The following is a 21,870-nucleotide window of genomic DNA, read 5'->3' as shown; positions in this document are numbered from 1 at the left end:
ATCCACCATGGCCCGCAAAACCCCGATCGAGCGCTATCGCAACATTGGTATCTCTGCGCACATCGATGCAGGGAAAACCACCACGACCGAACGTATCCTGTTCTACACCGGCGTCAATCACAAGATTGGCGAAGTGCATGATGGCGCAGCCACCATGGACTGGATGGAACAAGAGCAAGAGCGTGGCATCACCATTACGTCGGCAGCTACGACGGCGTTTTGGCGTGGCATGGCGAAGAACTATCCCGAACACCGCATCAACATCATCGACACCCCGGGTCACGTGGACTTCACCATTGAGGTGGAACGTTCCATGCGCGTCCTGGACGGTGCTTGCATGGTCTATTGCGCGGTGGGTGGCGTTCAGCCGCAGTCCGAAACCGTGTGGCGCCAAGCCAACAAGTACGGCGTGCCGCGTCTGGCCTTCGTCAACAAGATGGACCGCACCGGCGCCAACTTCTTCAAGGTCTATGACCAGCTGAAGAACCGCCTGCGCGCCAATCCCGTGCCGATCGTGATCCCGATCGGTGCCGAAGACACGTTCCAAGGCGTGGTCGACCTGGTCAAGATGAAGGCGATCATTTGGGACGAAGCCAGCCAAGGCATCAAGTTCGACTACCACGATATTCCCGCTGAGCTGGAAGGCCTGGCCAACGAATGGCGTGAAAAGCTGGTTGAAGCCGCCGCTGAGTCGTCGGAAGAGCTGATGAACAAGTACCTGGAAACGGGTTCCTTGGACGAAGCCGAAATCAACCTGGCGATCCGCCAACGCACCATCGCTGGCGAAATCCAGCCGATGCTGTGCGGCACCGCCTTCAAGAACAAGGGCGTGCAGCGCATGCTGGACGCGGTCATCGACTACCTGCCTTCGCCCGTGGACATTCCCGCGGTTGACGGCCAGGACGACGATGGCAATCCCGTCACGCGTGAAGCGGACGACGGCGAGAAGTTCTCGGCACTGGCATTCAAGCTGATGAGCGATCCGTTCGTGGGTCAATTGACCTTCGTGCGCGTTTACTCGGGCGTCCTGAAGTCGGGCGACACGGTCTACAACCCCATCAAGGGCAAGAAAGAACGTATCGGCCGCATTCTGCAGATGCACGCGAACAACCGCGAAGAAATCAAGGAAGTGTTGGCAGGCGACATCGCCGCCGTGGTGGGTCTGAAAGACGTGACCACCGGCGAAACGCTGTGCGACACCGACTCGCACATCTTGCTCGAACGCATGATTTTCCCCGAGCCCGTGATTTCGCAGGCCGTGGAACCGAAGTCGAAGGCTGACCAGGAAAAGATGGGTCTGGCGCTGTCGCGTCTGGCTCAGGAAGATCCGTCGTTCCGCGTGCGCAGCGACGAAGAATCCGGCCAAACCATCATTTCCGGCATGGGCGAGCTTCACCTGGAAATTCTGGTCGACCGCATGAAGCGTGAGTTCGGCGTTGAAGCCAACGTCGGCAAGCCGCAAGTGGCCTACCGTGAAACCATCCGCAAGACCTGCGACGAAGTTGAAGGCAAGTTCGTCAAGCAGTCGGGCGGCCGTGGCCAGTACGGTCACGTGGTGCTGAAGGTCGAGCCGTTGCCTCCTGGCGGTGGCTACGAATTCGTGGACGCCATCAAGGGCGGTGTGGTTCCTCGCGAATACATCCCCGCGGTGGACAAGGGCATTCAGGAAACGCTGCCTTCGGGCGTGTTGGCTGGCTACCCGATCGTCGACGTCAAGTGCACGCTGTTCTTCGGTTCGTACCACGATGTGGACTCGAACGAAAACGCGTTCAAGATGGCCGGCTCCATGGCATTCAAGGAAGGTCTGCGCAAGGCCAGCCCCGTGCTGCTGGAACCGATGATGGCCGTTGAAGTCGAAACGCCGGAAGACTACGCTGGTACCGTGATGGGCGATCTGTCCTCGCGTCGCGGCATGGTCCAAGGCATGGACGACATGGTCGGTGGCGGCAAGACCATCAAGGCTGAAGTTCCCCTGGCCGAGATGTTCGGTTACGCCACGAACCTGCGTTCGTTGACGCAAGGTCGTGCCACGTACACGATGGAATTCAAGCATTACTCCGAGGCTCCCAAGAACGTCGCTGACGAAGTCATCGCCGCTCGGGCCAAGTAAATAACCCTAGCCAGGTCCGCCCATCCGGGTGGCCTGGCAGATTCAAGTTTCCTTGAAAGTTAAAGGATAGAGATCATGGCAAAAGGCAAGTTTGAACGTACCAAGCCGCACGTGAACGTGGGTACGATTGGTCACGTTGACCACGGCAAAACGACGTTGACGGCAGCTATCACGACCGTTCTGTCGAACAAGTTCGGTGGCGAAGCCAAGGGCTACGACCAGATCGATGCGACTCCTGAAGAAAAGGCTCGCGGCATCACGATCAACACCGCCCACGTCGAGTACGAAACCGAAGCGCGTCACTACGCTCACGTTGACTGCCCGGGCCACGCTGACTATGTGAAGAACATGATCACGGGCGCGGCGCAAATGGACGGCGCGATTCTGGTTGTGTCGGCCGCTGACGGCCCGATGCCGCAAACGCGTGAACACATTCTGCTGAGCCGCCAGGTTGGCGTGCCGTACATCATCGTCTTCCTGAACAAGGCCGACATGGTTGACGACGCCGAGCTGCTCGAGCTGGTGGAAATGGAAGTTCGCGAACTTCTGTCCAAGTACGACTTCCCGGGTGATGACACCCCGATCGTCAAGGGTTCGGCCAAGCTGGCGCTGGAAGGCGACAAGGGCGAACTGGGCGAGCAAGCCATCATGGCTTTGGCCGCTGCACTGGATTCGTACATCCCGACGCCCGAGCGCGCCGTGGACGGCACGTTCCTGATGCCGGTTGAAGACGTGTTCTCGATCTCGGGTCGTGGCACGGTGGTGACTGGCCGTATCGAACGCGGCATCGTCAAGGTCGGCGAAGAAATCGAAATCGTGGGCCTGGTGCCGACGGTCAAGACGACTTGCACGGGCGTTGAAATGTTCCGCAAGCTGCTGGACCAAGGTCAAGCTGGCGACAACGTGGGCATCCTGCTGCGCGGCACCAAGCGTGAAGACGTCCAGCGCGGCCAAGTGTTGGCCAAGCCGGGCTCGATCACCCCGCACACGGACTTCACGTCCGAGGTGTACATCCTGTCCAAGGAAGAAGGCGGCCGTCACACTCCGTTCTTCCAAGGCTATCGTCCCCAGTTCTACTTCCGCACGACGGACGTGACGGGCACGATCGAGCTGCCGGCCGACAAGGAAATGGTTCTGCCGGGCGACAACGTGGCCATGACGGTCAAGCTGTTGGCTCCCATCGCCATGGAAGAAGGTCTGCGTTTCGCTATCCGTGAAGGCGGTCGTACCGTCGGCGCCGGCGTCGTCGCCAAGATCCTGAAGTAATTCGGATCACTTAAGCAGCACACAACCAGCGAGGGCGCCTCGTCGCCTTCGCCTCTCGTTCTTTAGGAAACGCCATGAAAAACCAAAAGATCCGTATCCGCTTGAAAGCATTCGATTACAAGCTGATCGATCAATCGGCCGCTGAAATCGTCGACACCGCCAAGCGTACCGGCGCCGTCGTCCGCGGCCCGGTGCCGCTGCCCACGCGTATCCGTCGCTACGACGTTCTGCGTTCGCCGCACGTCAACAAGACGTCGCGCGACCAGTTCGAAATCCGTACGCACCAGCGTCTGATGGACATCGTTGATCCCACCGACAAGACCGTTGACGCTCTGATGCGTCTGGACCTGCCGGCCGGCGTCGACGTCGAAATCGCGCTGCAGTAAGGCGATTCGGGCCTGCTACCTTCGCCGGTAGGCTCGATAAGAATGGCCGTGTTCCCAAGGGAATGCGGCCATTTTGTTTTGGTCGGGGCAACGCCGTCCAAAGTGTGGCAAATATGCGCGCTTGCGCATGCCTTTAAGCCGCTAAGTGCTTGTGCTGCCTGAAAAAATCATGCTAATATGCCAAGCTTGCCATTTTGTGGCAAGTCTAACTATGGGCGGATTGGCTTGAATCCCTTTGCTGCGAGGCAAGGCGGCCTATAAGGCAATACCAACCAGGTTGAACATAGTCGTAGGGCAAAGGCCGTTACCTTTTGCCTGATTAGCCCTGACCAATCGCAGTCAGGAATGGAGAAAACGATGTCGAATTCGACACCCACGCCCGCCGCTCACCGGCTGGGGCTGGTGGGTCGCAAGGTCGGCATGACCCGCATTTTTACCGAGGAAGGTGAATCCATCCCGGTAACCGTGCTGGACGTGTCTAACAACCGCGTGACCCAAGTTAAGTCGCTGGAAACCGACGGCTACGCCGCGATCCAGGTGGCTTATGGCACTCGTCGTGCCTCGCGTGTGGCTCAGCCGCAAACGGGCCACTACGCCAAAGCCGGCACTGAAGCCGGTAGCATCCTCAAAGAATTCCGCCTTGATCCCGCCCGCGCTGCTGAATTTGCAGCCGGTTCCGTGATCGCCGTGGAATCCGTGTTCGAAGCCGGCCAACAGGTCGACGTGACGGGCACGACCATTGGTAAAGGCTTCGCCGGTACCATCAAGCGTCACCACTTCGGTTCGCAACGCGCGTCGCACGGTAACTCCCGTTCGCACCGCGTCCCGGGCTCGATTGGCCAAGCTCAAGATCCGGGCCGCGTGTTCCCGGGTAAGAAGATGGCTGGTCACCTGGGTGATGTCACCCGCACCGTTCAAAACCTCGACGTCGTTCGCGTTGACGTTGAGCGTGGCCTGCTGTTGGTCAAGGGCGCTGTCCCCGGCCACGCTGGCGCCGACATCGTCGTGCGCCCGGCCATCAAGGCCCCGGCCAAGAAGGGAGCGTAAGTAAATGGATCTCAAGCTCCTGAACGACCAAGGTCAGGCCGCTGCTACGTTCAGCGCGCCCGATACGATCTTCGGCCGTGACTTCAACGAAGCGCTGATTCATCAGATCGTGGTGGCTTTCCAAGCCAATGCCCGTGCCGGCAACCGCGCTCAGAAGGATCGTGCCGAAGTTAAGCACTCGACCAAGAAGCCCTGGCGCCAGAAGGGTACCGGCCGCGCACGCGCTGGTATGACTTCGTCGCCGCTGTGGCGTGGCGGTGGTCGGATTTTCCCGAACTCGCCCGAAGAGAACTTCAGCCAGAAGGTCAACAAGAAGATGTACCGCGCCGGGATCCGTTCGATCTTGTCGCAACTGGCTCGTGAAGACCGTATCGCCGTTGTCGAATCGTTTGATCTGGAATCGCCCAAGACCAAGGCTGCTGCTGCAAAGCTGAAGAGCCTGGGCCTGGACTCGGTCCTGATCATCACCGACAGCGTTGATGAGAATGTTTACCTCGCCACCCGCAACCTGCCGCACGTTGCTGTTGTCGAGCCCCGTTATGCCGATCCGTTGTCGCTGGTCCACTACAAGAAAGTGCTGATCACCAAGCCGGCCATCGCTCAACTCGAGGAGATGCTGGGATGAACGCTGAACGCTTGATGCAAGTCATTCTGGCTCCGATCGTGACCGAAAAGGCCACGTTCGTCGCTGAGAAGAATCAGCAAGTCGCTTTCCGTGTCGTGGCTGACGCTACCAAGCCGGAAATCAAGGCTGCCGTCGAACTGCTCTTCAAAGTGCAGGTCGAGTCCGTGCAGGTCCTCAACCGTAAGGGCAAAGTCAAGCGCTTTGGCCGATTCGTTGGCCGTCGCCGTAATGAGCGCAAGGCTTACGTGTCGCTCAAGGACGGCCAGGAAATCGACTTTGCGGAGGTGAAGTAAATGGCCCTCGTAAAAGTTAAGCCGACATCGGCTGGCCGCCGTGGCATGGTGAAGGTTGTTAGCCCGAACCTGCACAAGGGTGAGCCCTACGCGCCGCTGCTGGAAAAGAAGACCCGTGGTTCTGGCCGTAACAACAACGGTCACATCACGATCCGCCACCGTGGTGGTGGTCACAAGCAACACTACCGTGTCGTCGACTTCCGTCGCGACAAGGACGGTATCCCGGCAAAGGTCGAGCGTCTGGAATATGACCCCAACCGTACGGCGCACATTGCTCTGCTGTGCTACGCCGACGGCGAACGTCGTTACATCATCGCTCCGCGTGGTCTGGAAGTGGGTGCTACCTTGCTGTCGGGCACCGATGCTCCGATCCGCGCTGGTAACACGCTGCCGATCCGCAACATCCCGGTGGGTACGACGATTCACTGCGTCGAAATGCTGCCTGGCAAGGGTGCTCAAATGGTCCGTTCGGCCGGCGCTTCCGCCGTCCTGCTGGCTCGCGAAGGCATCTACGCTCAGGTTCGTCTGCGCTCGGGTGAAGTTCGCCGTGTGCACATCGAATGCCGCGCCACCATTGGTGAAGTCGGTAACGAAGAACACAGCCTGCGCCAAATCGGCAAGGCCGGTGCAATGCGTTGGCGTGGTATCCGCCCGACGGTTCGTGGCGTTGCCATGAACCCGGTGGATCACCCGCACGGTGGCGGCGAAGGCCGTACCGGTGAGGCACGCGAGCCGGTCAGCCCGTGGGGCACCCCGGCGAAGGGTTTCAAGACCCGTCGCAACAAGCGGACGAACAATATGATCGTCCAACGGCGCAAGCGCAAGTAAGAGGCGAACACTATGTCACGTTCGATCAAGAAAGGCCCGTTTGTCGATGCTCACCTGATCAAAAAGGTGGACACGGCCGTCGCGGGCAAAGACAAGAAGCCGATCAAGACCTGGTCGCGTCGTTCCACGATCCTGCCCGAGTTCATCGGTCTGACGATCGCGGTCCACAACGGCAAGCAACATGTCCCCGTGTACATCAACGAGAACATGGTCGGTCACAAGCTGGGCGAGTTCGCGCTGACCCGTACGTTCAAGGGCCACGCTGCGGACAAGAAGGCGAAGAGGTAAGCGATGGAAACTACTGCCATTATCCGTGGGGTGCACATCTCGGCACAGAAGACCCGTTTGGTTGCGGACTTGATCCGTGGCCAGAAGGTCGGCCGTGCCCTGGAAATCCTCACCTTCTCGCCGAAGAAGGCTGCCGTCATCCTGAAGAAGGCTGTCGAGTCCGCCATCGCCAACGCCGAGCACAACGACGGCGCCGATATCGACGAACTGAAAGTCACCACGATTTTTGTGGACAAGGCTCAGTCGATGAAGCGCTTCTCCGCTCGCGCCAAGGGCCGCGGCAACCGTATCGAGAAGCAGACCTGCCATATCACGGTCAAGGTCGGAGCTTAAGGAGTCACGATGGGTCAGAAAATTCACCCCACTGGGTTCCGTCTCGCGGTCACCCGTAATTGGTCCTCGCGTTGGTTCGCCGACGACAAGGCCTTCGGCACGATGCTTGCCGAAGACATTCGCGTTCGCGAGTACCTGAAAAAGAAGCTCAAGAGCGCCTCCGTTGGTCGCGTGATCATCGAGCGTCCGGCCAAGAATGCCCGCATCACCGTCTACTCGGCTCGTCCGGGCGTGGTGATCGGCAAGCGCGGCGAAGACATCGAAAGCCTGAAGGCTGATCTGCAGCGTCTGATGGGCGTGCCTGTGCACGTCAACATCGAAGAAATCCGCAAGCCGGAAACCGATGCTCAACTGATCGCCGACTCGATCTCGCAACAGCTCGAGAAGCGCATCATGTTCCGTCGCGCAATGAAGCGCGCGATGCAAAACGCGATGCGTCTGGGTGCCCAAGGCATCAAGATCATGAGCTCGGGCCGTCTGAACGGTATCGAAATTGCTCGCACCGAGTGGTATCGCGAAGGCCGTGTGCCGCTGCACACCCTCAAGGCCAACATCGACTACGGCACCTCCGAAGCCCACACCACGTATGGCGTGATCGGCATCAAGGTCTGGGTCTACAAGGGCGACATGCTGGCTAACGGCGAATTGCCGCCGGAAACCGCTGCCCCGCGCGAAGAAGAACGTCGTCCGCGCCGCGCTCCGCGTGGTGATCGTCCGGACGGTGCTCGCACCGGTCGTCCGGGTGGTCGTGGTCGTGGTGGTCCCCGCAAGGCGGACGCTGCTCCGGCGCCTGAAGGAGAATAACCATGCTGCAACCCTCTCGCAGAAAGTATCGCAAAGAGCAGAAGGGCCGCAACACCGGTCTGGCGACTCGTGGTACCCACGTGTCGTTCGGCGAATTCGGTCTGAAGGCCACCGGCCGTGGCCGTCTGACCGCTCGCCAGATCGAAGCCGCTCGTCGTGCTATCAATCGTCACATCAAGCGTGGCGGCCGTATCTGGATTCGCATTTTCCCGGATAAGCCCATCTCGCAAAAGCCCGCCGAAGTCCGTATGGGTAACGGTAAGGGCAATCCTGAGTACTGGGTCGCTGAAATTCAGCCCGGCAAAGTGCTCTACGAAATGGAAGGTGTGAGCGAAGAGATCGCGCGTGAAGCTTTCCGCCTGGCCGCTGCCAAGCTGCCGATTTCGACCACGTTCGTCGCGCGTCATATCGGTGCTTAAGGAGTACTAACATGAAAGCTAGCGAACTCCGTTCGAAAGACGCCGCCGAGCTCGGCAAAGAGCTCGAAAGCCTGCTGAAGGCACAATTCGGTCTGCGTATGCAGAAGGCCACGCAGCAACTGGCCAACACCAGCCAGCTGCGCAACGTGCGTCGCGACATTGCGCGCGTTCGTACCTTGCTGACCGAGAAGGCAGGGAAATAAACATGAGCGAAACTCAAAACACCCAAGTGGCCAAGCGCCAGCGTACGCTGGTTGGCAAGGTCGTCAGCAACAAGATGGACAAGACTGTCGTTGTGCTCGTCGAGCGCCGCGTCAAGCACCCCATCTTCGGCAAGATCATCATGCGCTCCGCGAAGTACAAGGCGCACGATGAATCGAACCAATACAACGAAGGCGATACGGTTGAAATCGCTGAAGGCCGTCCCATCTCGCGCTCGAAGTCGTGGCGTGTGGTGCGTCTGGTTGAAGCCGCACGTATCATCTAAGTGATGCAGTCATCGGAACGGTTCGCCGTTCTGATATAAAACGGCAAGGGCTAAACCCCTTGCCGTTTTTTTTCGTCTTTGAAATCCATGCCGAATCGAGTCAGCAACATCGTGCGCAGTATCGTCACGGCCCATGCGCTTGGGGCCGCCTTGTGCCTGGCCGGCGCGGCAGCCGCGCAAGCCGTGAACGCGGGCCAAGCTGCCCCTTCGGCGCCGTCGCCCGATGACGCCAGGACCGGCAAGAACGTCTTGAATGCGGGACCCGAGCCTCGGGTCAAACCGCCTACCGGATCTCGCGACCACGCAGCCATCTTCGGCTCGGAAGACGAGGACGAACAGGCCTTGGCGTCGCAGGAGCAGACGCTTGAAAACCAGCGCAATCAGCTGCTGATGCTGGAACGCCTGTTCACTCAGAAGCCTGCGGGCGCCGGGACTGCGCCGCCGGCGATGATGCCGTTGAACTCCGGCTCGACGATGCGGCCTTTGCAGCCCACGCCCTCTGGCTCGCAGCTTGATAGAGGCAAGATCGACGAGATGCAGCGGCGCGTCGACGGTATGCGCCGCGACGCGGAATCGATGCGCCAGGGCGGAAAGTAAGCGCTGAAGCCGGCCGGTGCCGCTTTTGAAACGCAGCGTAGCCGTTATCGGCACCAGCGTTGTTACAACGGCCCATGGTTCTTGATATAAGTGCTGTCAGCGCACCTATTGCGCTGACAATTCTGACCACAGGAGTGGCATAGATGATCAAGTCTCCGGGCAAGCTTGGCGCTGCAGCTTTCATGGTGTGGGCGGGCGTGGGATTTTCTGCAGCTGCAAGCGCGCAAAGCATTGTTTTCAAGGATGTGGAAGTCTCTCGGCCCATCTACGACAGCGTTTTGGTCGTTGGTAGCGATAGCCGAGCGCGAACTGGCATGGAAGTCCGAGAGTTGCAGAGGACGATGGATCAGGTTCGTGATCAAACGCGTACTTTGGATGACCTGAAGAACCAGAACCGCGCGCTGCAACGCAAAGTGGACGATCAGGAGAAAAAGATTGCCGCATTGGAGCGAAAACAAAGCGACAGCAACCGTAGTAGCAGTAGCAGTAGCAGCAGCAACAGCGCGAACGAGCGGCAGTTCAGCGCGATGCAGCGCCAGATCGATCAGCTTAGCCGCGACCTGGATCGTGTACGTAGCAAGGTGAAATAACGCGAGGTGCCTGCGCGCGCGGCGAGGTCGTGCGCGCGGGCGCGTCCCCGCGTCAGCGCCGTCGCGCCAGTTCCCGCAGGCGCCCCGCGATCCCCGTTGGAAAGTAATACACCGACACGACGAACAGGATGCCCAGCCACAGCAGCCAGCGGTCCGGTTCGAACAGCAACGCCAACGGCGCCACGCCGGTCACCGCATCGTGGAGGACGTGCAGGCCATCTTGAAGATAGCTTTGCGCGAACACGAACAAGCTGGCGCCCACCACGGCGCCATACATCGTCCCCATGCCGCCGATCACCAGCATCAGCAGAATGTTCAGCATGATCTCGAACGACAGCGAAGTGTCCGGCCCGTTGTAGCGCAGCCATAGCGCGTACATCGCGCCGGCCAGCGTGGCGAAGGCGGCGGCAAGCAGGTTGGACAGGCTGCGATACAGCACGGTGCGATAGCCGATGGCTTCGGCGCGGAAGGGGTTTTCGCGGATCGCTTGCAGCACGCGGCCGAACGGGGAATTGACGATGCGCAGCAGCATCAGGAACAGCACGACGCAGACGGCGGCGATCAAATAATACGTAATGATGCGGCCGTCGATCGTGACGCCTAATACGGGTTCTGACAACGGTCGGAACGCGGGGCGAAGCAGTTGCGGCACCTTGAAGTTAAGGCCGTCTTCGCCGCCCGTCAGCGTGGACAGTTGCGAGACCAGCGTCTGGAAGGCGGCGGCCACCGCCAAGGTGATCATGGCGTAGAAGATTGCGCGCACACGCAGGCTTGCCAAGCCGATCAGCAATGCAAAGGCCAGCGACACAAGCAGGCCCGCGCCCACGCCGGCGAACACCGCCGTCCAGCCGGGCTCCATGCGGATGCTGGCGATCGCCACGCCATAGGCGCCGATGCCGAAGAACATGGTGTGCGCAAAGCTGACGATGCCGGTATAGCCCAGCAGCAGGTCATAGCTGGCCACAAGGATGACGAACACCAGCATCTTGGCGGCCACGGCCAGCGACTTGGGGCCGGGAAAGAGAAACGGCGTGGCAAGCAGCAGGGCGACAATCGCAATCAGCGCCAGCGCCAGCAAAGGGCTGCGCGGCGGATCGCCGGAGAGCAGGCGGAATGACATGTCGCGATTCCTAGCGGTTGGTGACCGGATACACGCCTTGCGGCCGCCACAACAAAATGGCGACCATCAGGGCGATGTTCGAGAACAAGGCCGCCTTGGGGACCAGGAAGCCGGTGTAGTTGGCCATCAAGCCAACCAGCAGCGCGCCGATCAGGCAGCCCACCGTCGAGCCCAATCCGCCGATCATGATGACGATGAAGATCAGCACGTTTACCTGCGCACCTAACTGCGGCACGATGGATTGCTGATACATGCCCCACAGCACGCCGCCCAGGCCGGCCAGCATGGACCCCGCCACGAACACGCCCACGAACAGGTGCCGGATTCGATAGCCCAGGCTTTCGACCATTTCCCGGTCTTCGACCCCGGCGCGAATCAGCAGCCCCAACTTGGTCCGGTTCAGCAGCCACAGCATGCCGCCCAGCACCAGCACGCCGACTGCGAGCGCGACGATGCGAAATTTCTCGATCGCGGCATCGCCAAGCAGGAACGCGCCGCGCAGCGCCTCGGGCAGCGGGAGCGACAGCGTCTGCGGACCCCAGATCATCTTGATGATCTCTTCGCCGATGATCATGCCGCCCATGGTGATCAGGATCTGCTTCAGATGCTGGCCGTACACCGGCCGCACAATGACGCGTTCAAAGGCCAGGCCCACCGCGCCGGCCACAAGCATGCCCACGATCATGGCCGGCAGTACCGCAACCATGTTCGTCCACAGGCTTGCCGTCTGCGTCCAGTCGGACATCGACCCCAGCACCGTGGCCGCCATGTACGCGCCGATGGCAATGAACAGGCCGTGGCCGAAGTTCAATACATCCATCAGCCCGAACACCAGCGTCATGCCCGAGGCGACGATGAAGATAATCATGCCCATGGCCAGGCCGGCCAACGTCAGGGTGATCCAGGTCGAAAACGACCCGACCAGCGGCAGCGCAAGCGCGGCCAATGCGACCACCAGCAGCACGGGGCGCAAGTCCGCGCGCACGCGTGGCAGTGGGGTATCGATATCCAAGGTGCTCATTGATGGCTTCCCAGCGATAGGCCCAGCAGGCGGGTCTGTAGCGCCTCGTCTTGCGCCAACGTCTGCATGGCGCCCGCGTGGACGATACGGCCGTCGTCCATGACGGCGACATGGTCGCCGACACGGCGCGCAAAGTTGAAGTTCTGCTCGACCAGCAAAATGGTGGTGGACGCCTGCTTGAGTTCGATGAAGGCGTCGATCATGTTCTGGATGATGGCGGGCGCCAGGCCCTTGCTGGGCTCATCGATCAGCAGTAGCCGGCGCGGTTCGATGATGGCGCGCGCCACGGCAAGCATCTGTTTCTGGCCTCCGGACAGCTTGCCGGCGGGGTGTAGCCAGAACTTCTTCAGTGCCGGGAAGAATCCGAAGATCCATTCCAACCGCGCCGTGTCCAACTGCGCCTCGGTTCGGGCCTGGCGCGCGGCCAGCAAGATGTTTTCCTTGACGGAAAGGTCGGCAAAGATGCCCATGTTCTCCGGTACGTAGGCCATGCCCATGCGGGCCATGTCGGGCGGCGATGTGCGGGTGCCCGGCCCGCCGACGGGCGCGCCGTCAAACCGCACCTGGCCTTGCGAGGCGCGCCACAAGCCCATGATGGTGCGCAGCGTCGTGGTCTTGCCCGCGCCGTTGCGGCCCAGCAGCATGGTGACCGCCGACGCCGGCACCGCAAGATCGACGCCGTGCAGGATGTGATACGCACCGATGTGCGTGTGCACGTCCTTCAATTCAAGTAGCGGCGGCGCGCTCATGCGGGGTTCTCCACGGGCGCGATACCCAGGTATGCCTGTTGCACGATGGGCGAGGCGATGACAGCGGCGGGCTCGCCATCGGCCATCAATTGGCCGTTATGCAGTACGACGATGCGGTCGGCCAATTCACGCACCACGTCCATCTTGTGCTCGACCAGCAGGATTGTTTTCGAGGGGTCGGTTTTCAGTTCGCGAATCAACTCCAGCACCACGGGTACATCGTCCACGCTCATGCCGGCCGTGGGCTCGTCAAACATGAAAACCTGCGGCTCCAGGGCGATCAACATGGCGATTTCCAGCTTGCGCTGATCGCCATGCGGCAGGTCGGCCGCAGCCTGGTCGCGGCGTGCCGACAAGCGGGTACGTTCAAGCAGCGCATCGGCGCGCGCCAGCAGTTTGCGATCATCGTCCCAGGTTCGCCAGAAGCGAATCTGACGCCAGCTCAGACCTTGTTGGCGCGATTGCAGCGCCAGCCGCACGTTCTCGTGCACGGACAGGCGCGGGAACAGCTGCGTCAGCTGAAATGCACGGCCCAGCCCGGCGTGCATGCGTGCAGGGGCCGATAGCGACGTCAGGTCGCGCCCGTTCAGACTTACCGACCCTGCGCTGGCACGCAACTGGCCAGAGATCAAGTTGAAGTAGGTTGTCTTGCCCGCGCCGTTGGGGCCGACAATGGCCGTCAGCGTGCCCGGCTCGTAGCGGCAACTGACGTTGTTGACGGCCACGTGCCCGCCGAAGCGGATCGTAAGCGATTGGGTTTCCAGCATGGCGGCAACCGGCCTTCAACGCTTGTTCTGAATGGGCACATTCATCTGATCGGGCGTGATTTCCTTGACCAGATCCTGCACGGCCCACGGCACGGAAGGATCGTTCTTGATGCGGAAGTGGTACATCGACTGCATCGCCTGATGGTCTTCGGGGCGCAACGTCATCTTGCCCTTGGGCGTATCGAAACTCATGCCTTCCATTGCCTTGATGAGCGTGTCGGTGTCGGCGTTGCCCGCGGTCTTGTTCAGCGCCGCCACGATCGCGATGCCCGAAGACATGCCGCCGGCCGTGAAGAAGTCGGGCGGCTGCCCGAAGCGCTTCTGATGTTCGGCAACCAGCCAATCGTTGATGGGATTCTTCGGAATGCCGTAGTAGTAATACGTGGCACCTTCCATGCCGGCCAGGGACTTCAGCGGCGTCATCGCGGCCAGCGTGTTGCCGCCCGTGGCAATTTCAATGCCGAAGCGCTTGGGGTCCAGGTCGGCTATCTTGAACGGGTTGCCGGCGCCGGCCCACAGGATGAAGATGATCTTGCGGCCGGGCTTGTCTTTCAACGCATCAAACAGGCGCTGCGCGCCGGCGGTGAAGTCCGTGGCGTTGGCCGGCAGATATTCCTCGTGCACGATCTTGGCGTTTTTCAGCGCACCCTTGAAGGCCTTCACGCCGTCACGGCCAAATGCGTAGTCTTGCGCCAACATGGCGATGGATGTGCCCGCCTGGTCGAACGCGACCGCGTTGGCGATGGCGTCCTGCGACGAGTTGCGGCCGGTGCGGAAAATGTACTTGTTCCATTTTTCGCCGGTGATCGAATCCGCGACGGCGGGCTCGACCAGCAGGATCTTTTCGTATTCCTCGGCGATGGGCAGCATGGCCAACGCGACGCCTGACGACGTGGGGCCCACGGCGATGTCGGCGTTGTCGTCCGCATAGGCCGACGCCAGCTGCGCGCGGGCAACGTCGGGCTTGCCCTGGTTGTCCTTTTCAATGACGCGGATCTTGCGGCCAGCCACGGTCATCGTGCCTTGCGTGGCGTACTCCAGGCCCAGCATCAAGCCGTTCTGCGTCTGTTTGGCATAGGCCTCCAGCGGCCCGGTCTTGTCGTACACGTGGGCGACGACGAAATCCTTGGCGGCGACCGTCGAGGTCATGCAAAGCGCCGCGAGCGCGGCGAGCAGTATGCGATTCATGGGAAGTCTCCTGGTATCAGTATCAACGGGCGCAAGCGTTCGCCGTGTGATCCGGCGTGGCAAGAAATTGGCGGATGGCGTCGATCTGCGGCGCGACGTTCAATGCGGGGGCGTGGCCGCAGTCGGGGAAGTCGATGCGCGTTGCACGCGGACCGCGCTGCGTCATGGCATCAGCGACTTCCGGCAGCAACAGGTCGGATTGCGCGCCGCGCAGCAACAGCACCGGCATGCGCAGCGAGTCGTAGCCGCTCCAGCGGTCGTAGTCATTGGGATGATGGCGAAATTGGCCGACGATGGCGGGGTCGTAATGCGGCGTGACGCGGCCATCGGGAAGCCGGCGGACCGACGTCTCTGCCATGCGCCGCCATTGCGCATCGCTTTGCCACCCATAGGGCTGGTAGGCGACGCGCAGCCAGGCTTCGAGTTCTGTGACGGTATCAAAGGCGGGCGGGTTGCCCGCGTACGCCAGGATGCGTTCGATGGCCGGCTTGGGCAGCTCGGGTCCGATGTCATTGACCGCCAGATGTGAGATCCGGTCGCGTAAGGTGGTGGCGGCCGCGTGCATGCCTGTGGCGCCGCCCATCGATGTGCCGACCCATCGCATACGGGTAAGCGACAAGGCATCGGCCAGCGCGCGCGCCAGCCTTGCATAGAAATCCAGGCAGTATTCGGCCGCCGGGTCGGGGCTCCATTGCGACAGGCCGCGGCCGATCGTGTCGGGGCAGATGACGCGGTAGTCACCGGCCAGCGCTTCTGCCAGGTCGTCGAAGTCGCGGCCGGTTCGAGCCAGGCCGTGCCACATGATGAGGGGCGGCGCGTCGCGCGCGCCCCATTCCATGTAGTGCAGCTCGCGTCCTTCGCAACGCACATAGCGCGAAACCGGCGTGTGGCGGGCGGCCGTTGCGGGCTCGGTTGCCATGAGTCTCCTCCCGGGTTGTCCAGGTTGTGTGCTTATCGGGCTGAATATAGACTTGCGCCAGACGCATCGACAATGCGCCGCGCACCCCAGGGCAGGGTGAGTCAAGAGCTTGTAGACGCAAGATCAAATTGCGCTGGGCCGCGTACAGGAGACCGCGACATGCCGGACACGGAATTCGCCATATCGGCCACCGCAGGCGCCGACGGGCGCGAGCAATGGCGGGCGGCGCTGGCCGACGCGTTCGGTCCGTTCGAGGTGCACCGCGGCAAAGCCGACCATTTCGCCGGCCATGTGCGCTACGCGCGTCGCGCCAGCTTGCAGTTCAATGACCTGCACTATCAGGGACAGAAGCTGGAACGCACGGCCGGTAATGTGTCGCGGCTGGACCAGGAGTTCTATACGTTTGGCATGCCGCTGGCGGGGCCGTTGGCCGTGCGGCAGCAGGGGCGCGATTTTCAGGTGGAGCCGGGCTGCGTGTACCTGATGAACCAAAGCCTGCCGTATCAGGCGACGGCGTTGGGGGCGGCCGGCTACCGTAGTCTTAGCGTGTCGTTTCCTCGCAGTGCGCTGACGCAGCGCGATTCGCGCATCGGCGCGTTCCACAAGTTGCGCATCGATGACGGGTCGCCGCGCGGGGCGATGCTGGCCGGCTTCATGGACCACCTGTTCAAGGGCATGGGCAGCTGGTCCGATACTGAAGTGACCGAGCTTGGCGAAAGGTTGATCGACCTGATCGTGCTGTTCCTGGTGCAGGCGGGGCAGGGGCATGCGTCTGAAACGGACAGCAGCGTTACGTTGGCGCATCGCCAGCGCGTGTTGGCCTACATCCGCCGGCACCTGGCCGACCCTGGCTTGTCGCCGCAGCACGTTGCGCAAGGCTGCGGCGTGTCGGTGGCGTATCTGCACCGCATCTTGCGCGCGGGCGGCCTGTCGGTGGAGTCGTTCATCTTCGATCAGCGCCTGGATAAATGCCGCGAGCTGCTGCTGGACCCGCGGCATCGGCACCGCGGCATCGCCGAGCTGGCCTATCAGGTCGGCTTTTCACACCCGTCGCATTTCAGTCGGCTGTTCAAGAGCCGCTTCGGCATCACCGCGCGCGATATGCGCGCACGCTGCTGAGTCAAAAAAAGACGGCTCACGAATGAGCCGTCTTGTTTTACCGGTCAGCCGTTCAGCGCTGGCTTAGAACGGTGACGGCCGATTCGACAGATCCACAATGCTGTTGCTGGTCAGGTCCAGCCGGATGTGTTCGGACGGCGCGCCTGCCGCCAGCTTCAGCATGATCGCCATCAGCGGCTTGAAGCGCGCCTTGAACAGGTCGGCAAGCGTATTGGCGTTGCTGACGCTGTTGCCGCTCATTTGCACGGAAGCGTTCGTGTTGGCCAGCGCCTGGGCCAGCAGCTTGTACTGGCTGGCGCGTTGGGCCGGCATGTCGGCAAAGGCCAGGTCGCCGGCATTGGCAATGCGCACGAAGTCGCCCGCCATGTCCAGTGCCTTCCACTGCGCGAAGTCCGACAGCTGCATGCCGTTGGCTTGCGCCAGGGCTTGTGCACGCGCCTGCGCGTCAGCCAGGTTGCCGGCATACGCCGCGTTGCTGGCTCCGGTACCGCCGCCGTCCGACAGGCAGGCAAAGAAGGCCGGCGTCAGATTGCTCTGATTGCCGGTGTTCGCCAGTTCCTTGAGCGTGACGCTGGTTTGCAGTTGCGACAGCGTCAGCAGGTCGGCGCCGGTCAGCGGGCTTTTGACCAGTTCGCGCATCTCGCAACGCCAGTCGTCGTTAAGCAGGCGCAGGCGCACCAGCTCGCTCATGTAGCGATACGTGAAGTCGCCGTAGTCCTTGGCGTCAAGGATCGACACGTCCCAGCGGGGCGGCGTGGTGTAGGCGTTCTCGGCGCGATACAGGTCGAACAGTTCGTCAAAGCGCGGCACCTTGTCCAGGCGGATGGTCTGTACTTCGATCTTGTCGGCGCTTTGCAGCGTCATCAGCTTGTAGGCCGGCACGTACGCCGCCATGGACGGCGCCTGGATATTGAACAGCGCCGTGTCGCCGCCGTAGTTGCGGGCGGCCATGTCGTTAAAGTGCATATGTCCGCCCACGTGCACCTTCAGGCCGGTTTCGGCCAGGGCGCGGGTGGTGTTCTCCGCCGGACGCCGGATCATCTGCATCTTGTTCGCGCCCAGCAGCGCTTCGATGTCGTCGGAGGCGCCGTTGAAAAACTCGGACATCGGGAAGTGGCTGAACGCGATGACCTGCTTGCCCTGCGCCTTGCCGCGCGCGACGACGTCAGCCAACCATTTGATGACGTGGGCCTTGTGCGTCAGCATCTTGTTGTAGCCCTGGTCACCCGAGCCGGTGAAATCATTGGCGCCGATGCCCGTGGGCACGTAGACGTTGGCATCGATGCCGACCAGCCACACGCCCTTGACCGGCTCAACCACGTAGGACGTGTCTGGCACCATCTTGCACAGCGTGTAGTTCTGCGGCTTGTTCGGGCCGCCCGTGCCTTCGGCGCAGATCTCGTACTGGCGGTTGATCCAGTTGGCCTGATCCAATGCCGTGGTGTAGTCGTAGTCTTCGTACTTGTAGGTGCTGTACGGCGTTTCGTAATAGACGTTTTGCGGCTGCGGCATGAAGCCATGCTGCTTGAGCGCGTCCGTGATGCCGGCGTAGCCCATGTGCAGGACTTCTTCCGTGCAGTACGTGTTGCCGATGCGCGCCCAGTCGCCGCTGTAAGGCGTGCTGCACGCGGCGTTGCCGCCGCGGCTGTAGATCGGTTGCGAGAAGCCGATGGCGCCGGTCGTGGGGTCCAGGCCCAGGTAGTCGCTCTTGCCGGCCGCCTGGTTGAAGGGCCGGTTGGGGTCATGGTTGCCGGGGGCGGCAAAGAACTGGATGCCGTGCTTCTTGGAGTAGTCATCCATGATCTTCACCAGGCCGCGCATGTGCACGGGCTGGCCGTCGTCCGAGAAGTCGCCCGGCAATGCGATGTACTTCACGCCGCGCGCAACGGCGTCGTCCAGCGCGGCCAGGAAGGCGAAGTAGTTCTCGTTGAACAGGCGCGTCGACGTCAACTGCGCATACATCGTGCGGATCGTTGCGTTCTCGCCGTGCTTGGGATTCGGAATGCCCGGGAACGAACCGTCCTTGAAGTCGGCGTACACATCGTGGAAGTGGATGTCGGGCATGAACGCCACTTGCACGGGGGCGGGCGGCGCGGCCGGCGTTTCCGTGACGGGTGGGGGCGTCTGTGCGACCGGGGGATTGTTGTTGTCGTCATCGTCGCCGCCACAAGCGGCGAGCAGGGCCACAAGGGTGGCGGCGCTGGCCGTGCGGGCGAAGCGGGAAAGGGCGTTCATTGCGCGATCTGATCCTGAAGAGTGGGGCGGGCAGGCACCTCCCTTGGGGTGGTCAGCTGCCTGTCAGCGAGGCGCAATGTTCCCGGACGTGCATGACAGCATCATGAAACGGCGCCGCGCCATGGCCGTCTGCCGCAGGACGAAAAAAAGCCCCTTGCGGGGCTTTTGGGCTGAAGCGCGGAACGCTCAGATGTGCGTGATGAATTTCGTGACGAGGTAGCCGTCAAACGTTTCCAGGCCGCCTTCGCTACCGATGCCGCTGTCCTTGATGCCACCGAACGGCGTCTCGGCCAGCGCGCTGCCGAAGTGGTTGATGTTGACCATGCCGGCTTCCAGTCCGTTCGAGACCTTGGTGGCGGTCTTCAACGAATTGGTGAACACGTAGGACGACAGGCCGAACGGCAGGCTGTTGGCGCGGCGCAGGACTTCGTCCGTGTCCTTGAAGCGGACCACCGGCGCCACGGGGCCGAAGGGTTCTTCGGTCATCAGCATCGAGTCGTCCGGCAGTTCCGTCACGACCGTGGGGGCGAAGAAAAAGCCCTTGCGGTCCAGCGGGCCACCGCCCACCACGACCTTGCCGCCGTGCTTCTTGGCGTCGTCGATGAAGGCGCTCATGGCGGGTACGCGGCGTTCGTGCGCCAGCGGACCCATGTCGGTGCCGGCTTCCAGGCCGTCGCCGACCTTGATGTTCTTGAGCACGTCCGAGAAGCGGGCCAGGAACTGCTCGTAGGCGCCTTCCTGCACGTAGAAGCGAGTGGGCGACACGCAGACCTGACCAGCGTTGCGAACCTTGAACTTGGCCAGCATTTCAGCGGCGCGGTCGATGTCGGCGTCGTCGAACACCAGCACGGGCGAATGGCCGCCCAATTCCATCGTGACGCGCTTCATGTGCGCGCCGGCCAGCGCGGCCAGTTGCTTGCCCACCGGCACGGAACCGGTGAACGACACCTTGCGCACGATCGGCGAACGGATCAGGTAGTCGGAGATCTTAGCGGGCTCGCCCCAGACGATGTTCAGGCAGCCCTTGGGCAGGCCGGCATCGTGGAACATGCGCGCAATCGCCATGACGGCGCTGGGCGAATCTTCGGGACCCTTGAGGACCACCGTGCATCCGGCGCCGAGCGCGGCGGCGATCTTGCGGATGGCCTGGTTGTACGGGAAGTTCCACGGCGTGAACGCGGCGCAGACGCCGATGGGTTCGCGCACGACAAACTGGCGTACATCGGGATTGCGGGGCGGGACCACGCGGCCGTAGATACGGCGGCATTCTTCGGCGTGCCAGTCGGCGTGTTCAGCGCAAGAGGTGACTTCGCCCACGGCTTCGGCCAGCGGCTTGCCCTGGTCCAGCGTCATGTTGCGGCCGATTTCCTTGGCGCGCTCGCGCGACAGCGTGGCAACCTTGCGCAGGATGGCCGAACGATCCATGGGAGAAGACTTCTTCCACGATTCGAACGCGCGCTGGGCGGCGGCTAGCGCACGGTCCAGATCGGCTTCGGTTGCGTGAGGCAGCTGGCCCAGCACTTCAAGCGTGGCCGGGTTGATGACGTCCTGGGTGCGCCTACCCTCGCCGGAGATGAATTCGCCGTCGATATACAGCGCCAACTGTTCATACATGCCTGTCTTTCCTTGCGAAATAGGAGTGGAGTGCGATCGCGTGTCGCCCACGCCAGTCTAAACCAGCTTGCGCGATGCGGGGAGGGCCAATCCGCAGCGCAGGATTGGAGCCAATGGGAGGGGCCAAGTCTTGCAAGCCCGGGCGGGCTTGGACACAATGGGCCATCTTAGGCAGCCTGATTCCATACCCATCGTGCAACCCGTTGACGCGCTTTCCGGCAACAAGCCCAGTCTGTATTCGCGCGTGCTTTTTCGCTTCATCGATTGGCTACGTCACCGGATCGCGCGGGCGTCGCTGGTGGGCGACAAGCCGATCTTCCAGAATGACCAGTTCCCGTGGATCCCCGAGCTAGAGGCGCGGACCCCGGTCATCCGCGCCGAACTCGCCGAATTGCTGGCAGAACGCCAGCATCTGCCCGCGTTTCATGAGATATCCCCGGATGTCGGGATGATTACGTCCGACGACCAGTGGAAGACGTTTGTCTTCATGGGGTATGGACTGCGATCTGAACGCAACCTGGCGCGTTGCCCGGAAACCGCCCGCGCATTGACCGCGATACCGGGTATCCGCAGCGCGTTCTTCTCGATCCTGGAACCGGGCAAGCGAATTCCTCTTCATACTGGCCCCTACAACGGCGTGCTGCGCCTGCACCTGGGGCTGGTGGTGCCCGAGCCGGCCGAACGCTGCTGGATAGAAGTCGGGGGGGAACGGTATAGCTGGCGGGAAGGCCGGGCCGTGGTGTTCGATGACCTGTATCCCCACCAGGTTCACAACGACACGGACGGGCTACGCGCCGTTCTGTTCGTCGACTTCGAAAGGCCGTGCCGTGTTCCGGTAAAATGGCTGAATCGCCTGGTGCTCAGAGCGGCCCCGTTCACGGACGAAATCCGTCGCGGCAAGGCCAATCACGATGCCTGGGAGAAGGGCTACTACCGCCAGAAATAGGGGGCAGAGGGCCCGCAAACCGTTCCCCTTATTGGGGAGCGTGGTCTTTTGTGCGTCATACCAACAAAGTACTTGCGCTCAAAATTTAACCACGCTAGAATGATCAGCTTTCCCAGATT

Annotated in this window: 25 protein-coding genes; 17 read left to right on the top strand and 8 right to left on the bottom strand. The window is 61.8% G+C overall.

Going from position 1 to position 21,870, the window contains the following annotated elements:
- Nucleotides 1–7 precede the first annotated feature (7 nt).
- From fusA to AC6LJY_RS04130, 15 genes are all read left to right on the top strand, one after another.
- Nucleotides 8–2,110: an elongation factor G gene (gene fusA / locus AC6LJY_RS04200; protein ID WP_046806041.1), complete on the top strand. Its 2,103-nt coding sequence runs from the start codon at nt 8–10 to the stop codon at nt 2,108–2,110.
- A 75-nt stretch (nt 2,111–2,185) separates the two neighbouring features.
- A complete protein-coding gene (tuf, locus tag AC6LJY_RS04195) occupies nt 2,186–3,376 on the top strand; it encodes an elongation factor Tu (RefSeq protein ID WP_006221899.1) in 1,191 nt (396 codons plus the stop codon).
- 74 nt (nt 3,377–3,450) lie between these two features.
- A complete protein-coding gene (gene rpsJ, locus AC6LJY_RS04190) occupies nt 3,451–3,762 on the top strand; it encodes a 30S ribosomal protein S10 (RefSeq protein ID WP_003806903.1) in 312 nt (103 codons plus the stop codon).
- A gap of 357 nt (nt 3,763–4,119) precedes the next feature.
- Entirely contained in the window at nt 4,120–4,809 is a 690-nt protein-coding gene (gene rplC / locus AC6LJY_RS04185; protein ID WP_052946063.1) for a 50S ribosomal protein L3, read from the top strand.
- Nucleotides 4,810–4,813: 4 nt separating this feature from the next.
- Nucleotides 4,814–5,434: a 50S ribosomal protein L4 gene (gene rplD, locus AC6LJY_RS04180; RefSeq protein ID WP_006216558.1), complete on the top strand. Its 621-nt coding sequence runs from the start codon at nt 4,814–4,816 to the stop codon at nt 5,432–5,434.
- Nucleotides 5,431–5,727 (top strand): 50S ribosomal protein L23, encoded by a 297-nt coding sequence (rplW, locus tag AC6LJY_RS04175; RefSeq protein WP_006216557.1) that lies wholly within the window; start codon nt 5,431–5,433, stop codon nt 5,725–5,727. Before rplD ends, rplW begins: the two co-directional genes overlap by 4 nt.
- The gene (rplB, locus tag AC6LJY_RS04170) at nt 5,728–6,555 is read left to right on the top strand and encodes a 50S ribosomal protein L2 (protein WP_006216556.1); all 828 of its coding nucleotides are present in this window, start codon (nt 5,728–5,730) and stop codon (nt 6,553–6,555) included. It abuts the gene before it with no gap.
- 12 nt (nt 6,556–6,567) lie between these two features.
- Nucleotides 6,568–6,843 (top strand): 30S ribosomal protein S19, encoded by a 276-nt coding sequence (rpsS, locus tag AC6LJY_RS04165; protein WP_006216555.1) that lies wholly within the window; start codon nt 6,568–6,570, stop codon nt 6,841–6,843.
- A 3-nt stretch (nt 6,844–6,846) separates the two neighbouring features.
- Nucleotides 6,847–7,176, top strand: a complete 330-nt coding sequence (gene rplV / locus AC6LJY_RS04160; protein ID WP_006227021.1) for a 50S ribosomal protein L22 — start codon at nt 6,847–6,849, stop codon at nt 7,174–7,176.
- A gap of 9 nt (nt 7,177–7,185) precedes the next feature.
- The gene (rpsC, locus tag AC6LJY_RS04155; RefSeq protein WP_006216553.1) at nt 7,186–7,980 is read left to right on the top strand and encodes a 30S ribosomal protein S3; all 795 of its coding nucleotides are present in this window, start codon (nt 7,186–7,188) and stop codon (nt 7,978–7,980) included.
- Between the two features lie 2 nt (nt 7,981–7,982).
- Complete coding sequence (gene rplP, locus AC6LJY_RS04150; RefSeq protein WP_006216552.1) at nt 7,983–8,399, top strand: 50S ribosomal protein L16; 417 nt, start codon at nt 7,983–7,985, stop codon at nt 8,397–8,399.
- Between the two features lie 11 nt (nt 8,400–8,410).
- Complete coding sequence (gene rpmC / locus AC6LJY_RS04145) at nt 8,411–8,602, top strand: 50S ribosomal protein L29 (RefSeq protein WP_003806912.1); 192 nt, start codon at nt 8,411–8,413, stop codon at nt 8,600–8,602.
- A gap of 2 nt (nt 8,603–8,604) precedes the next feature.
- On the top strand, nt 8,605–8,886 hold the full coding sequence (rpsQ, locus tag AC6LJY_RS04140; RefSeq protein WP_006216549.1) for a 30S ribosomal protein S17: 282 nt from the start codon (nt 8,605–8,607) through the stop codon (nt 8,884–8,886).
- Nucleotides 8,887–8,973: 87 nt separating this feature from the next.
- Nucleotides 8,974–9,483: a hypothetical protein gene (locus tag AC6LJY_RS04135; protein ID WP_498135364.1), complete on the top strand. Its 510-nt coding sequence runs from the start codon at nt 8,974–8,976 to the stop codon at nt 9,481–9,483.
- A gap of 143 nt (nt 9,484–9,626) precedes the next feature.
- On the top strand, nt 9,627–10,073 hold the full coding sequence (locus AC6LJY_RS04130) for a hypothetical protein (protein WP_046806038.1): 447 nt from the start codon (nt 9,627–9,629) through the stop codon (nt 10,071–10,073).
- A 52-nt stretch (nt 10,074–10,125) separates the two neighbouring features.
- Here AC6LJY_RS04130 and AC6LJY_RS04125 read toward each other — a convergent pair whose 3' ends face one another.
- From AC6LJY_RS04125 to AC6LJY_RS04100, 6 genes are read right to left on the bottom strand one after another with little or no spacing between them, the layout of a single operon-like run.
- Nucleotides 10,126–11,193, bottom strand: a complete 1,068-nt coding sequence (locus tag AC6LJY_RS04125; RefSeq protein WP_498135363.1) for a branched-chain amino acid ABC transporter permease — start codon at nt 11,191–11,193, stop codon at nt 10,126–10,128.
- A 10-nt stretch (nt 11,194–11,203) separates the two neighbouring features.
- A complete protein-coding gene (locus AC6LJY_RS04120) occupies nt 11,204–12,214 on the bottom strand; it encodes a branched-chain amino acid ABC transporter permease (RefSeq protein ID WP_219991441.1) in 1,011 nt (336 codons plus the stop codon).
- Nucleotides 12,211–12,963: an ABC transporter ATP-binding protein gene (locus AC6LJY_RS04115; protein ID WP_046806035.1), complete on the bottom strand. Its 753-nt coding sequence runs from the start codon at nt 12,961–12,963 to the stop codon at nt 12,211–12,213. Before AC6LJY_RS04115 ends, AC6LJY_RS04120 begins: the two co-directional genes overlap by 4 nt.
- The gene (locus tag AC6LJY_RS04110; RefSeq protein WP_314359662.1) at nt 12,960–13,730 is read right to left on the bottom strand and encodes an ATP-binding cassette domain-containing protein; all 771 of its coding nucleotides are present in this window, start codon (nt 13,728–13,730) and stop codon (nt 12,960–12,962) included. Before AC6LJY_RS04110 ends, AC6LJY_RS04115 begins: the two co-directional genes overlap by 4 nt.
- Nucleotides 13,731–13,745: 15 nt before the next feature.
- Complete coding sequence (locus tag AC6LJY_RS04105; RefSeq protein WP_498135362.1) at nt 13,746–14,918, bottom strand: substrate-binding domain-containing protein; 1,173 nt, start codon at nt 14,916–14,918, stop codon at nt 13,746–13,748.
- Nucleotides 14,919–14,940: 22 nt separating this feature from the next.
- Nucleotides 14,941–15,837: an alpha/beta fold hydrolase gene (locus AC6LJY_RS04100; protein ID WP_498135361.1), complete on the bottom strand. Its 897-nt coding sequence runs from the start codon at nt 15,835–15,837 to the stop codon at nt 14,941–14,943.
- A gap of 159 nt (nt 15,838–15,996) precedes the next feature.
- On the opposite strand from AC6LJY_RS04100, the gene AC6LJY_RS04095 reads away from it, so the two are divergent.
- Entirely contained in the window at nt 15,997–16,956 is a 960-nt protein-coding gene (locus AC6LJY_RS04095) for an AraC-like ligand-binding domain-containing protein (protein WP_498135360.1), read from the top strand.
- Nucleotides 16,957–17,019: 63 nt separating this feature from the next.
- On the opposite strand, the gene AC6LJY_RS04090 is transcribed toward AC6LJY_RS04095, so the two are convergent.
- A complete protein-coding gene (locus AC6LJY_RS04090) occupies nt 17,020–19,191 on the bottom strand; it encodes a metallophosphoesterase (protein ID WP_498135359.1) in 2,172 nt (723 codons plus the stop codon).
- Between the two features lie 186 nt (nt 19,192–19,377).
- Nucleotides 19,378–20,805, bottom strand: a complete 1,428-nt coding sequence (locus AC6LJY_RS04085; protein ID WP_046807447.1) for an NAD-dependent succinate-semialdehyde dehydrogenase — start codon at nt 20,803–20,805, stop codon at nt 19,378–19,380.
- A gap of 157 nt (nt 20,806–20,962) precedes the next feature.
- Between AC6LJY_RS04085 and AC6LJY_RS04080 the strand changes: the two genes are divergently transcribed.
- Nucleotides 20,963–21,751, top strand: a complete 789-nt coding sequence (locus AC6LJY_RS04080) for an aspartyl/asparaginyl beta-hydroxylase domain-containing protein (protein WP_485799984.1) — start codon at nt 20,963–20,965, stop codon at nt 21,749–21,751.
- Nucleotides 21,752–21,870 lie beyond the last annotated feature (119 nt).

This window comes from Achromobacter sp. RT286_PF (assembly GCF_059760425.1).
The sequence above is the reverse complement of the archived record's forward strand: the minus strand, read 5'-3'. Positions and strand labels throughout refer to the sequence as shown.

Coding starts and splice junctions, on each gene's coding strand:
- AC6LJY_RS04115 (WP_046806035.1), bottom strand. CDS start 12,963: ATGAGCGCGCCGCCGCTACTTGAATTGAAGGACGTGCACACGCACATC.
- tuf (WP_006221899.1), top strand. CDS start 2,186: ATGGCAAAAGGCAAGTTTGAACGTACCAAGCCGCACGTGAACGTGGGT.
- rpmC (WP_003806912.1), top strand. CDS start 8,411: ATGAAAGCTAGCGAACTCCGTTCGAAAGACGCCGCCGAGCTCGGCAAA.
- AC6LJY_RS04110 (WP_314359662.1), bottom strand. CDS start 13,730: ATGCTGGAAACCCAATCGCTTACGATCCGCTTCGGCGGGCACGTGGCC.
- rpsQ (WP_006216549.1), top strand. CDS start 8,605: ATGAGCGAAACTCAAAACACCCAAGTGGCCAAGCGCCAGCGTACGCTG.
- AC6LJY_RS04105 (WP_498135362.1), bottom strand. CDS start 14,918: ATGAATCGCATACTGCTCGCCGCGCTCGCGGCGCTTTGCATGACCTCG.
- rplD (WP_006216558.1), top strand. CDS start 4,814: ATGGATCTCAAGCTCCTGAACGACCAAGGTCAGGCCGCTGCTACGTTC.
- AC6LJY_RS04125 (WP_498135363.1), bottom strand. CDS start 11,193: ATGTCATTCCGCCTGCTCTCCGGCGATCCGCCGCGCAGCCCTTTGCTG.
- rplW (WP_006216557.1), top strand. CDS start 5,431: ATGAACGCTGAACGCTTGATGCAAGTCATTCTGGCTCCGATCGTGACC.
- rpsJ (WP_003806903.1), top strand. CDS start 3,451: ATGAAAAACCAAAAGATCCGTATCCGCTTGAAAGCATTCGATTACAAG.
- rplC (WP_052946063.1), top strand. CDS start 4,120: ATGTCGAATTCGACACCCACGCCCGCCGCTCACCGGCTGGGGCTGGTG.
- fusA (WP_046806041.1), top strand. CDS start 8: ATGGCCCGCAAAACCCCGATCGAGCGCTATCGCAACATTGGTATCTCT.
- rpsC (WP_006216553.1), top strand. CDS start 7,186: ATGGGTCAGAAAATTCACCCCACTGGGTTCCGTCTCGCGGTCACCCGT.
- rplP (WP_006216552.1), top strand. CDS start 7,983: ATGCTGCAACCCTCTCGCAGAAAGTATCGCAAAGAGCAGAAGGGCCGC.
- rpsS (WP_006216555.1), top strand. CDS start 6,568: ATGTCACGTTCGATCAAGAAAGGCCCGTTTGTCGATGCTCACCTGATC.
- AC6LJY_RS04130 (WP_046806038.1), top strand. CDS start 9,627: ATGATCAAGTCTCCGGGCAAGCTTGGCGCTGCAGCTTTCATGGTGTGG.
- AC6LJY_RS04085 (WP_046807447.1), bottom strand. CDS start 20,805: ATGTATGAACAGTTGGCGCTGTATATCGACGGCGAATTCATCTCCGGC.
- AC6LJY_RS04080 (WP_485799984.1), top strand. CDS start 20,963: ATGGGCCATCTTAGGCAGCCTGATTCCATACCCATCGTGCAACCCGTT.
- AC6LJY_RS04120 (WP_219991441.1), bottom strand. CDS start 12,214: ATGAGCACCTTGGATATCGATACCCCACTGCCACGCGTGCGCGCGGAC.
- AC6LJY_RS04095 (WP_498135360.1), top strand. CDS start 15,997: ATGCCGGACACGGAATTCGCCATATCGGCCACCGCAGGCGCCGACGGG.
- AC6LJY_RS04100 (WP_498135361.1), bottom strand. CDS start 15,837: ATGGCAACCGAGCCCGCAACGGCCGCCCGCCACACGCCGGTTTCGCGC.
- rplV (WP_006227021.1), top strand. CDS start 6,847: ATGGAAACTACTGCCATTATCCGTGGGGTGCACATCTCGGCACAGAAG.
- rplB (WP_006216556.1), top strand. CDS start 5,728: ATGGCCCTCGTAAAAGTTAAGCCGACATCGGCTGGCCGCCGTGGCATG.
- AC6LJY_RS04090 (WP_498135359.1), bottom strand. CDS start 19,191: ATGAACGCCCTTTCCCGCTTCGCCCGCACGGCCAGCGCCGCCACCCTT.
- AC6LJY_RS04135 (WP_498135364.1), top strand. CDS start 8,974: ATGCCGAATCGAGTCAGCAACATCGTGCGCAGTATCGTCACGGCCCAT.